At 39.3% G+C, this 12,346-nt stretch carries 9 protein-coding genes and 1 pseudogene; 3 read left to right on the plus strand and 7 right to left on the minus strand.

Annotated features, from left to right (window positions below; translation table 11 throughout):
* Window positions 1-12 precede the first annotated feature (12 nt).
* Genes I6852_RS00890 through I6852_RS00905 form a run of 4 tightly spaced genes read right to left on the minus strand, consistent with a single transcriptional unit; the run spans window position 13 to window position 4,112 of the window.
* Window positions 13-309, minus strand: a complete 297-nt coding sequence (locus I6852_RS00890; protein WP_000539095.1) for a hypothetical protein — start codon at window positions 307-309, stop codon at window positions 13-15.
* Window positions 310-327: 18 nt separating this feature from the next.
* Window positions 328-1,635 carry an NFACT family protein gene (locus tag I6852_RS00895; protein WP_197291124.1) on the minus strand — a complete coding sequence of 436 codons (1,308 nt, stop codon included), beginning with the start codon at window positions 1,633-1,635 and terminating at the stop codon, window positions 328-330.
* 2 nt (window positions 1,636-1,637) lie between these two features.
* Window positions 1,638-3,206 (minus strand): DNA repair protein RecN, encoded by a 1,569-nt coding sequence (locus I6852_RS00900; RefSeq protein WP_197291123.1) that lies wholly within the window; start codon window positions 3,204-3,206, stop codon window positions 1,638-1,640.
* A gap of 21 nt (window positions 3,207-3,227) precedes the next feature.
* A complete protein-coding gene (locus I6852_RS00905; protein ID WP_197291229.1) occupies window positions 3,228-4,112 on the minus strand; it encodes an NAD(+)/NADH kinase in 885 nt (294 codons plus the stop codon).
* A gap of 153 nt (window positions 4,113-4,265) precedes the next feature.
* Here I6852_RS00905 and I6852_RS00910 point away from each other — a divergent pair, with 153 nt between their 5' ends.
* The gene (locus tag I6852_RS00910) at window positions 4,266-4,994 is read left to right on the plus strand and encodes an outer membrane protein (RefSeq protein WP_197291122.1); all 729 of its coding nucleotides are present in this window, start codon (window positions 4,266-4,268) and stop codon (window positions 4,992-4,994) included.
* 10 nt (window positions 4,995-5,004) lie between these two features.
* Here I6852_RS00910 and I6852_RS00915 read toward each other — a convergent pair.
* From I6852_RS00915 to I6852_RS00925, 3 genes and pseudogenes are all read right to left on the minus strand, one after another.
* Window positions 5,005-6,729, minus strand: a pseudogene (locus I6852_RS00915) (DUF262 domain-containing protein).
* A gap of 145 nt (window positions 6,730-6,874) precedes the next feature.
* A complete protein-coding gene (locus I6852_RS00920; RefSeq protein ID WP_197291658.1) occupies window positions 6,875-7,972 on the minus strand; it encodes an NAD(P)-dependent alcohol dehydrogenase in 1,098 nt (365 codons plus the stop codon).
* Window positions 7,973-8,241: 269 nt separating this feature from the next.
* A complete protein-coding gene (locus tag I6852_RS00925; RefSeq protein ID WP_197291657.1) occupies window positions 8,242-9,384 on the minus strand; it encodes an alanine dehydrogenase in 1,143 nt (380 codons plus the stop codon).
* Between the two features lie 198 nt (window positions 9,385-9,582).
* Here I6852_RS00925 and I6852_RS00930 point away from each other — a divergent pair, with 198 nt between their 5' ends.
* Both I6852_RS00930 and rocF read left to right on the plus strand, forming a co-directional pair.
* A complete protein-coding gene (locus I6852_RS00930) occupies window positions 9,583-11,010 on the plus strand; it encodes an amino acid permease (RefSeq protein ID WP_097639458.1) in 1,428 nt (475 codons plus the stop codon).
* Window positions 11,011-11,022: 12 nt separating this feature from the next.
* Window positions 11,023-11,991 carry an arginase gene (rocF, locus tag I6852_RS00935; RefSeq protein ID WP_197291656.1) on the plus strand — a complete coding sequence of 323 codons (969 nt, stop codon included), beginning with the start codon at window positions 11,023-11,025 and terminating at the stop codon, window positions 11,989-11,991.
* The last annotated feature ends 355 nt before the right edge of the window (window positions 11,992-12,346 follow it).

Genomic DNA, 12,346 nt, shown 5'->3' on the forward strand with positions numbered 1-12,346 from the left:
ATTCGCGACACCCTACCCCACAATATCCAACAAATGCTCTTCATGCCACAATTCAATTTCTTCTTCTTCCAAGCCAAACGCCTTAGCCCTTTGTCTGTTTGGATAGCGGTTTTTGGAACCCTCTTTAGGATCTTTATCGCTAATGGCTTGCATGTTTTCTAACGCCCTGGTTTCTTGGGCTAATTCAAGCTTGCTTTGAAAGCTTTGCGCTAAATCCAGCATATCACTTCTTGCACCCTGTTGGATAGCAGAATTTAAAGGAGCGTTTTGGTTGATATAAGTTACATTGCCTAAAGCGGAAACACCCATGCTAACCTCCTTAAGTGTTTAAGTGTCCTTTAGACTAATAGTTCGGTATTTTGAGTAAATGACATTAGCTCCTTTGATGATTTTGACAAATTTTCGTTGCGTGTAGTCAATTTCGTAACTATTAAACGCATCTTTTTGCATTTTAATCAACATTTTGGCTAATTCCATAATGACCTCATCTTTGGGCGTATTCTTTTGGCAAAAAACGATCAAATGCGATCCAGGAATATTTCTTACATGCATCCACAAATCATTCGCTCTTGCGTCTTGTAAGAGCTTGATATTCTCTTTTTGGTTTTTCCCTAAACCAATTTTAAAATCCTTATAATACAGCACTTCATACCCGCTCATCGGGCGTTTGATTTTAGAATTTTTGGCCGGCATAAACATTTCTAAAACGCTTTCTTCTTGCGCTCCTTTAACATAGTTGATTTGATTTTCTTTAAAAGCGATTTTTTCTTTTAAATTCTCTTCTTCTAAATGCAAAAATTGCGATTTTTGTTTCTTTTTTTTACTGAGAGTGAATTTTTTATTGATAAAAACGTTTAAGGGCATGCTCTTATCAATTTCAATCGCACACTCCTTATCTTCAAAATCCTTTAAAACCACGCGACTTTCATGCTTATGGATTAAATGCTGGTAAGTGAGTAATAGCGAGGCTTGAGTTTGCAATTCTTTCGCTTCCAATTGTAAATTTTTAGGATCTTCTAAATTCTCTAATTTTTCTTTCAAGCGTTCTTTTTGAATATTTAATCGCTTGATGATTTGATTTTTTTTGTGTTCCAATTCTTTATGCTGATAGGATAAAAAATCTTTTTCTAAAATATCTAACAATCCCTTAAAATCCAAATCCTCCTCTTGATGCTCGTAAATATTAGGAGGCAATGCCCCTAAAATATCGTTTTTAGCGACCCTATCATTAAAACGAAAGGCCTCTATCACGCATTTTTCTTGATCTAAAATCATGAGGTTGGCTTTTTTAGGGATCATTTCTAAACGCAAAATAAAAGTTTCACTCTTATAAGCTAAATCTTTAGCGCCTGTGATTTCTAAAATCCGATCGTTATCAATGATGTTTGCTTGTAAAATTTTGGCGTTTTTGGTGAATTTATTCAAACAAAAATCTAACGCTAAAGTGTTTTTTAAAACGCTTTCTGGGGGTTTTTTGGACAAACCGATATAAGGCGCATTCAAATCCACAATAAAGGCGTGTTTTTCTTTAGAAAAAGCCTCTAATAAAAAGCCAGACGCGCTCAAGCGTTTGAGATTAAAATGCGTTTGAGTGTTTAAAAATTCGCTGAATTTCTTTAAAAGAAAAAATTTCATCATCACACCTTTAATTTTTCCTTAGCGAAAGAAATCGCGCTCTCTATGTTTTCGCTCCCCCCTATCATGCGCGCGATTTCTAAAACCCTTTCTTTATTATTAAGGGTTTTTGCAAGGCTTTTGTGGTTTTCTTTAAACACCAAAATATGGTTTTTAGCGAGCGCTGGGATATGGACTTGGTGCGAAATGGCAAAGATTTGCGAATGGCTGCTTAAGGTTTCAAGGGCTTTAGAGACCGCCAAACTCTCTTCGCCGCTCAAATTGGAATCCATTTCGTCTAACACCAACACGCCTTTAAAATCCTTCAAAAACTCCATTTCTAAAAGCATGAACGCCAACCTCAAACGGCTGTATTCCCCGGAGCTTAAAGTTTCTAATTGGGAATTTTGCAAATGTAAAACGAGTTTTTGAGCGCCTTTTTCGCTCATGGGGGCTTCTTCTAAGATCAAACTAGGGCTTTTTAAGAGCAAATCTTTAGCTTTAGCACTTAAAAGGGCATTAAAACCGGCTAAATACTCTTTTCTAAAGCCACCTATTTCTTCGCACAATTTCAAGCATTCGGTTTTCAATCGCTCTATTTCTTTGTGGTAAGTTTCGCAATGATGGTCAATTTCTTTTAAGTTATGCAGTTCGTTTTTAACATGTGCTAAGCGTTCTTTAGCATGCGCAATGCTCCCGTAATCCTTAATGATCCCGCTCAGCATGCCAAGCCTTTCTAACACCTTTTCAATATCCAAACGCTCGCACTCTTCTAATTTAGCCTGCTCTTTTTCCAACAGAGCGCTCGCCTCTAATAAAGCGCTTTTTAAAAACTCCGCGTTATGGCCCACGCTCTCTAAAGCATGCGTGATTTTGTGGGTATTTTCTAGCACATCTAACGCCAGGGCGATCTTGTCATTCAATTTTTCCTTACTAGAGAGCAATTTTTTCTGCTCCAAAAGGCGTTCGTATTCATCTTCTTTTAAATCCAGCCTCTCTAATTTCATTTTTTCAAAATTCAAACGCTCTTCTAAATCCTTTTGGAAACGCTTTTTATTCTCTAACGATCGCCTTTCTTTTTCTAGCTTCTCTAATTGGGTGAATTTTTCTTCAAGCGCGCCTAAAAGGGGGCTAAACGCCTGGTTTTTGTTTTGAATGTAGCCATCTAATAAGGAGAGCATTAAAGTATCGTTGAGTTCATTCTGGCTGAATCTGTCGTTAGATAAGCGTTTAATAAGCCCCTTTAATAACGCTTTGAGCGTGTTTTTAGACAGGCTTGTTTGGTTTAAAAAATAGCGCGTTTTTTCTTTTTTAATCACGCTGATGACTAAAGGTTCGTGGTTATCTTCTCTAAAAATGCCGTATTCTTCCGTGTCTAAAAAAGGCACGATCAATTCCACTTCAATGTTTGAAGCGTTGCTCTCTTTAAGCCCAAACGCCCCTAAAAGGCTCGCAATAAGGACGCTTTTCCCCACCCCACTAGCCCCACTAATCGCGCTCAATCCGTCTTTAAATTCCAGATCCAGCTTTTCAAAAACGGCGTTTTGACGCACTTTTAAGCGTGTGATTTGAACGTTATTGAAATCTCGCATGTTTTTTACCCTTTTATCTTTTTATCTTTTTTTGCTAGGGCTTTCCCCCCATAACAGCTTTTCTTTAAGCACCTTAAAATAATCCCTTGAATTTTTTTGTAAGAGCTTGGTGGTCGTGGGGCTTTTTTGAATGTATAGGGGTTGGTTGGCTTTTAAATCGTAGGTGGCTTGCCCATCAATAACTACAAGAGCGTCCTCATGAGCCCAAAAACTCAAACAAAATTCCGCTCCTAGCACTAAAGGGCGTTGCGTTAAAGAAAAATCGCACAAGGGCGTTAAAATATAGCTCTGGCTTAAAGCATGCACAATGGGTCCATGAGCGCTCAAATTATAAGCGGTTGAGCCTAGGGGCGTGGCAATGATAAGCCCATCGCCTTTATAGGTGTTAAAGGGCGTATGGCCCGCGCATGCTTTGATGTCTAAAACCCCTAAAGCTTTTTTTTTAGCGATCACGATTTCATTGATCGCATAAAAAGAAGTGTTTCCAATACGACCCTCCAAAGCCAAATGCTCTTCTAATTTGATCCTGTTTTGCTTGAGATCTTGTAAGAAATCTTTCAACCCGTTCAATTCAACCGCGCTCAAAAACCCTAAATTCCCAATCCTCACCCCAAAACATGGCTTATTGTGAGCATGCGTCATTCTTAAAGCCCCTAAAATCGTGCCATCGCCCCCTAAACACAAAAACGCGTAAGCTTTTTCTATCAATCGTTCGTCTTTTGATCCATCAAGGCTATCAATCATAAAGCTTTCAAACCCCTCATCTTCTAAAAGCGTTAAAACCCATTCTTTAGCCTGCTCTAGCTCTTTAAAAAGAGCGTTTTGATGATGAGTGGGCCGCACAAACACGCCGATAGTCTTGTTTAAATCTTTCATGCGTATATTGTAGCTTAAAGCTTGAAACAAAATTTTAAAAAAGGGGGTTTTAGCCACTTTTTTATCATCTTATGTAAAACTCTTAAAAGTTTTTATTTTGATCAATGTTTCATTTTTTAAACTTTTTTAATTATTTTTTGGGTATTCTTTTTAAGAATTAAGCACTATGTTAAGGAATTATCCATGAAAAAATTTTTTTCTCAATCTTTGTTAGCTTTGATTGCTTCTATGAACGCGCTATCAGCGATGGATAATAATGGCGTTTTTTTAGGAGCGGGTTATTTGCAAGGGCAAGCCCAAATGCATGCGGATATTAATTCTCAAAAACAAGCCACTAACACTACCATCAAGGGCTTTGATGCACTTTTGGGGTATCAATTTTTCTTTGGAAAATACTTTGGCTTGCGTGCTTATGGGTTTTTTGACTACGCTCATGCCAATTCTATTAGGCTTAAAAACCCTAATTATAACAACGAAGTGGTGCAATTGGCGGGTCAAGTTCTTGGGAAACAAGAAATCAATCGTTTAACGAGCCTTGCTGATCCCAAAACCTTTGAGCCAAACATGCTCACTTATGGGGGGGCTATGGATGTGATGGTTAATGTCATTAATAATGGCATCATGAGTTTGGGGGCTTTTGGCGGGATACAATTAGCCGGCAATTCATGGCTTATGGCGACGCCGAGTTTTGAGGGCATTTTAGTGGAACAAGCTTTGGTGAGCAAAAAAGCCACTTCTTTCCAATTTTTATTCAATGTGGGGGCTCGCTTAAGAATCTTAAAACATTCTAGCATTGAAGCGGGCGTGAAATTCCCCATGCTAAAGAAAAACCCCTACATCACTGCAAAAAATTTGGATATAGGGTTTAGGCGCGTGTATTCGTGGTATGTGAATTATGTGTTCACTTTCTAGGGGCACTTCCCTAGAGCTTAAGCACGCTTTCAATGATTTGAATCAACTCTTCTTTTCTTTTTTCTAAGCTTTTGGGCGTCCATTCTGTGTATTGCGCAACATCTATGGTCGTCTTATAACAAGTCATCACATTAGAAGTTTTCGTTTTTCTTGACCTGATTTCTTCTCCCATGTAGATTTTCTTTTTATCTTTGAAATCCAAATTTAAAGCTTGAGAGTTTTTATTGCCCCCTAAAAGCGTGAGATTGGCTAAAGAATGCGTGTATAATCCTCTTTGTTCTTCGCTAAAGTCTTTCATCCACTGGCTTGAAGGATCGGGTTTTTGGGTAAGATGTGTTCAACATGAAAATCGTTCTTTTCAATGCGTTTAGGTCTGGAATCATCGCTTATGAAATATTCCACTAGAATGAGAATGGGCTTGAGCCATGAATTTCTTGAAGCCTTTTTGTGTTTTTCATACAAATGGTCATCTTGCAGGTTTTCTTTAAAGCGTTGCGTGGTATTTTCATCCTTAAAATATTTTTTCACAATAGAAGCGATGTTCTCTACGCTTTGCTTTTCTTTTAGGGCTTTAATAATGTTGCAATTAGTTTGTTTTTTAGGTTCTTTTTGCTCTGCAACCCAATTTTGGTAGTAAAACTTGACTAACAACTCCTTTAAAGCCTCTATATCATCTTGAGGGCTATAATGGTGCAATATGCTGGTGCACAAAATAATGCGCCAAAAATCAGAGGCTAGATAAGAAAGCAAATGAGCATGCCAATCTTGCATTTCCAATACCTTACAATAAGCGTTGTAAAAATCCTCTACGCCCTTAAGGTATTCTAAAGGGAGTTTATTAAGCCTTTCAAACTGATCGGCAAGTCTTTCTTCCATGCTTTTCCCACTAGTTACCGGATTGAGATAGGTTAAATACCAGCTGAATAAGGTTTCTGTGGCATTCTTCTCTCGCTTGTTCTCTTTTCTCTTTGGAAATTTTGACTCATTCTCTGAGCATTTTTGACGCAAGGCGTTCCAACGAGACACAAACTCTTCTTGATCCTTTTCTTTAGCGAGTTTTTTTTAGCAACTCCACCTTAAAAACATCTATCGCATGCAAGGGCAAACCCCTAGCGTTTAAAACATTAAAAATCCTTAACGCCTTGTCTGCATCAGGGCAAGTGATGGTGATAAAGACAACCTTAAAATACAGCCACTCAATGAAATCGTTAATGTCTTCAATTTCTTTTTTCCTGAGATAGTTTTTTAAACAGATCGCATTTTTTAGGTAATTATTCTTATTGTTGCTTATGGGAACATCATTGAAAGAAGTTAAAGCGCATTGAAAATCTTTTTTAGAATTAAACCCTACGGCACTAAAATTCAACCGATCTTTTTTCCCATACTTAGTAATCAAGCTTTCTTGCAAATAGTCTTTGCTCTCTTCGGTTAAACGCTCAGAATAGAGAGCGGATAAAACTTTTGCCAGCAGAATGAAAGTGCTTAAGCGTTGCTGGCCATCTACAATATCATAGGTTTCGGTTTTGGAATTGGGATCGGATTTGACTAATACTAATGAGCCGCAAAAATAATCGCTTTCTCTGTCATCTTCATAATTAAAAAACAAATCGTCTAAAAGCTTTTCGCAGTTCTCTTCTGTCCATTGATAAGGGCGTTGGTAGATAGGGATTTGGTGATAGAGTCCTTTTTTTAAAGTATCTTTTAGATACCACTCATAGCTATCAATTTTTGCCATAAAAACCCCTTATATTGTTTTTGGGATAGATTATAACATTAAAAAGTGTTTTTTTTTTTTTTTTGAAATATTTCCACACATGAAGACGCATGGTTTTTTGTTAGAACAGACAGAAAAGAACCCCTAATTTAGGGGTTTTTGGGGTTTATTTCTTAAAATTTTCCATGGATTTTTTCATATCAATCACATAGCGGAAATTCCCTTGCCCGTTTAAGAGTTTGTCCCAAGTCGCATCAATTTCTTGACCGGTAACTAGCTCAATCTCAGGGTAAATGCCATGCTTGACGGAAAAATCCATCATTTCTTGGGTTTCTTTCACGCCCCCAATCCAAGAGCCATAAATCTTATGATTGCCTGAAAACAGCACCAAATCGCCAAAATCCAAATTCCTTTGCGGATCTTTTGGGGGGATACCCACAATCGCCACTTCACCGCCATATTTTAATAATTTCGTGTAAGCGAGCAAGTCATATTGCGTGGGAATGCTAGAAACGATTAGATCAAATTTTTCTTTGCATTCTCCCACGCTTGTATAAAAGTTAGTCGCGCCTAGTTTTTGAGCCATTTGCTTTTTCTTGTCGTTCCTTGCGAACACGCTCACTTGCGCTCCCATAGCCACGGCGTATTTTAAAGCCATATGCCCTAACCCGCCAAAGCCAGCGATACCCACTTTAGAGCCTTTAGTAACTTTAGAAAATTTTAAAGGCGAATACACGGTAATGCCCGCACAAAGCAAGGGGGCTGCTTTATCCAATGGGGCTTCTTTAGGGATAGAAATCACAAAGTTTTCGCTCACCACGATATTGTTAGAATACCCGCCATAAGTAGGCTCATTATTGTGGAAAAAATCTTCCCAGCTGTAAGTGTAAATGGTTTTGTTGTTTTCGCACCATTGTTCTTGGTGTTCATGCTTACAGGTATGACACTCACCGCAAGAATTTACCATGCAACCCACTCCAGCGTGATCGCCTACTTTAAACTTCGTTACCTTAGAGCCAACCGCGCTCACTACCACAGCAATCTCATGCCCAGGCACCATAGGATAAATTCCAGGCAGCCAATCGCTATGAGCGAAGTGAATATCCGTATGACAAATTCCTGAAAAATGGGTGTCAATGACAACATCGTATTCGCCCATGGCATGGCGGCTATGCTCCCATTCGTGGAACTTCCCGTCTTTGCTGTCTATCGCAAAACCTTTAAAAGGCACTCGTTGGTTGTTACAATTGCAAGCGTTATGCATAAAAACTCCTTAAAACATCAAAGTATCATTCAGTCTTATTTGTAGTTTTAACAACAAGGAAAAAAGGGATTTTTGTGTGTTTCTGTAACCGTCAAATAGGTTCAAAAGAAGAGTGTTTGTGTGTTTCTGTAACCGTCAAAAATTTAACAAAAACTATTAAAGGCTAAATGTGAAAGGATTTTAAGGGATTTATGCTTAAAGCTTTCTTAAGCTAAAGAAAAACCCTTACCTTAAAGCGGCCTTAAAAACCCTTGCTAAAGCTTATTTTTTTAAAGCTCCTTTAAAATCTCTAGAGGCGATTTGAACGCCAGATTGAACGCTTTAGCGATGCCTTCTTGGGTGATATAGCCGTTATAAGCGCTCAAGCCTCCAAGCGTATTCGCCACGATTTTAGTGTTGGCTGTTAAAAAACCCCTTAAGCCATGCTCTAAATAATACAACAAATACGGCACGCTCGCATGGCTATAAGCCGTAGAACTCGTTTTAGCGACAATCCCTGGCATGTTCGGCACGCCATAATGCAACAAATCCTCTTCCACATACACCGGGTTAGAATGGCTTGTTTGGTGTATGGTCTCTATGCACCCCCCTAAATCGCAAGCCACATCTATCACTACCCCTTGTTTTTGCATGTATTTTAAATGCTTTCTTAAGATCACTTTAGGGGTTTGGCTCGCTGTAACCAGCACCGCTCCCACTAGCCCTACCGCCCCATTTAAGGCTTGAATGATATTGGCTTCATTCACGCTTAAGACTTCTAAATCATACAAATGATAATAGGGGTGGTTTTGCAATTTGGCGTAGTCCAATTCTAAAATCGTTACTTTAGCCCCCATTTGGCTTAAGACTTTCGCGCTCTCCATGCCAACCACACCGCCTCCAACCACAACGATTTTAGCCCTTTGCGCACCCGATAACCCCCCAAGCATGACCCCCTTACCCATAAACCCTTTAACATGCTCTAAAGCCAGTAAATAATGTTGGACTAAATGCGCGGCCAACCTCCCAGCCACCACGCTCATAGGCGCTAAAATAGGGTAGTCGTTTTTAGGCCCAGCAATGGTTTCAGTGCAAATGGAAGTGATTTTTTTATCTATAAACATTTCGCACAAGCTTTTTTGATACGCTAAATCCAAATAACTAAACAGCGTGGCTTTTTCTTTCAACAAAGGGTATTCATGCTCTAAAGGCTCTTTGCATTTGACCACCAAATCCTGCCCCCACGCTGTTTTAGTATCCACGATTTTAGCCCCCACGCTCTCATACGCTTCGTTACTATAACCGCTATTAGCGCCGGCGCTATTTTCCACCAAAACCCCCACGCCCTTTTGAATAATTAGCGCCACATCATCAGGCACCAAAGCCACTCGAGATTCCAAATCCATGCTTTCTTTGACTAGCCCAATAGTCATGTTAATCCTTTAAATAGTAGTGTCAGTTATGATTATACTCACTCCATTAAACGATTAGGTATCTTTCTTTTAAAAAGCTAAATAGTCTTACTCTTTTACACAATGAAATTAATTTTTGTTTGTTATTCATTTTCTTATTATTTTGTAATTGTTGGTTGGGATTAAAATAGAATTTACTTACGATTAAAGGATGCGTTTATGAAAGACAACACGACTTTAAGCAGGGACATTGGCTTCAACCAGTTGATGATGATCGCTTTAGGGGGGACGATTGGCACCGGGCTTTTTGTAGGCACAGGGGGAAATATCGCTAGTGCGGGCCCTTTAGCTACGCTTTTAGCGTATTTGATTGGAGGGATTATTGTCTATTCTATTGTTTTGTCTTTGGGGGAATTAGCGAGTGTGTATCCCACCACAGGGAGTTTTGGGGATTATGCGAGCCGTTTTATTAACCCAAGCACCGGGTATATGGTCTTTTGGATGTATTGGCTGAGTTGGGTTTTAACCGTGGCCGTGGAATACATCGCCATAGGCTTGCTTATGCAACGATGGTTCCCAACTATTCCTGTGTATGTGTGGGTCATTGCATGCATTGCACTTTTATTTTTATTGAATTTCTTTTCGGTTAAAATTTTTGCCACAGGCGAATTTTTGCTCAGCACCATCAAGGTTTTAGCGGTTTTTGTGTTCATTGTGCTTGGGGGCATTGGCATTGTTTATTCGTTTTATTTGCATGGATTTGAAGGCGTGTTTGCTAATTTCTATTTTAATGGGGAGACTCAAGGGTTAGAAAAAGGCTTTTTCCCTAAAGGCGTGGGGGCGTTCTTTGGGGCGATTTTAGCGGTGATTTTTGCTTACACGGGCACAGAGATTATCGGCGTTGCAGCAGGAGAAACTAAAGACGCGAAAAAAGTCATGCCTAAAGCGATTAAGGCGACTTTATGGCGGATCGTGTTTTTCTTTTTAGGGGCGGTGTTTGTGGTATCGGTGTTTTTGCCCATGACGGATAGTGGTTTGACGCAAAGCCCTTTTGTGAGCGCTTTAGAAAAGATCCCCTTACCCTTTTTGGGCGTGGGTATCCCTTATGCGGCAGATATTATGAATTTTGTCATTGTCACCGCGATTTTATCCACCGCTAATTCTGGGCTATACGCTTCAGGGAGGATGATTTATGGCTTAAGCCAAAAAAAGATGTTTTTCCCCCTTTTTGCTAAACTTAACGCCTCTGGCACGCCCACTTATGCTTTGTATTTATCTTTAGGGGTTACACTTATTGGCATGCTCACCGAAGCGTTTGCACCAGAAAAAATCATGGCAAGTTTGATCAATGTGGTGAGTTTTATGGTGATTATTGTATGGATCAGTATCAGCGTAGCGCAATACCGCTTCAGGAAAGAGTATCTAGCTTTGGGGAAATCCTTAAAAGATCTGCCTTATAAAGCCCCCCTTAATCCTTTGATCCAAATCATTGGCATCAGCGGGTGCTTGGTGGGGCTTATAGGGGCGTATATGGATGCGAATGAACGCATTGGAGGGTATCTCACGCTAGTGTTTATGGGGCTTTGCTATGGAGCGTATTATTTGAGTAAGGACAAATGGGGCTATCAGCAAGAAAAAGGAATTTGAAGGAGTTATAAAATGATTTTAGTAGGATTAGAAGCGGAATTAGGAGCGTCAAAAAGAGGCACCGATAAAGGGGTTAGGCGTTTGAGGGAGGTTTTGAGCGAAACGCATGGCGATGTGATTAAAGGCATGCAAACGATCACTCAAGAGCGGTGCGTGCTTTATAAAGAGTTTAGATACGCTAAGAATTTTGAAGATTACTACCTTTTTTGTAAAGAAAATCTGATCCCTTGCATGAAAGAAGTGTTTGAGAAAAAAGAATTCCCTTTGATTTTAAGCTCAGAGCATGCGAACATGTTTGGGATTTTCCAAGCCTTTAGGAGCGTTCATAAAGACAAAAAAATAGGGATTTTGTATTTAGACGCGCATGCGGATATTCACACGGCTTATGACAGCGATACAAAGCACATTCACGGCATGCCTTTAGGCATGGTTTTAAATCGTGTCCGTAGCGGGTTTAATCGCATGAGCGAGAGCGAAGAAAAGGCATGGCAAAAGCTTTGCTCTTTGGGGTTAGAAAAGGGAGGGTTAGAAATTGATCCTAAATGTTTGGTGTATTTTGGGGTAAGAAGCACCGAACAGAGCGAAAGAGATGTGATTAAGGAATTAGAAATCCCTTTATTTAGCGTGGGTGCGATAAGAGAAAACATGCAAGAAGTGGTTCAAAAAACCAAAGAATTATTAAAAGCGGTGGATATTATTTATCTCAGTTTGGATTTAGACATTATGGATGGCAAGCTTTTCACTTCTACCGGCGTGCGTGAAAATAACGGGCTGAGTTTTGATGAATTAAAGCAATTACTGGGCTTGCTTTTAGAAAGTTTTAAAGACCGATTAAAAGCGCTTGAGGTAACCGAATACAACCCCACGGTGAGCACCAAACACAATAACGAAGAAGAAGAGCAGGTTTTAGAAATCTTGGATCTCATCATTAATAGCTGTAAAATTAAAGACAAGGAGCGATCTTTTGCAATGAGTCGCTGATCGCTTTTCAAGCCAAACGATAAAAGGTTGAAAAAGTTGAAAAATGAAACCAACAACAAGAGGCGCCAAGAAAGAATGAACACAAAATCCTTTTGATCAAGGATTTTAAGGCTAAAATGGTATACACACAAACACAAAAAAGTAATAATCTAGGGCGTTAGCACTTTTGAGATCACTTGAAGCTTAGGCCCAGATTATCAGTTTATGGATTTTGTTCTATAAGGGGCAGTGTTTTGAAAAGTTAAACCGCTTTGAGCGTCAAAAAATGTCTTGTGCGTTTTGAGAACGCATGCAAGCTCGTTTTGTGTCAAAAATGGGTATTTTCTACTAAAACCAAGCGAAATCAAAAAAAAAA

This window comes from Helicobacter pylori, from assembly GCF_015904775.1.
Lineage (GTDB): Bacteria > Campylobacterota > Campylobacteria > Campylobacterales > Helicobacteraceae > Helicobacter > Helicobacter pylori_DM.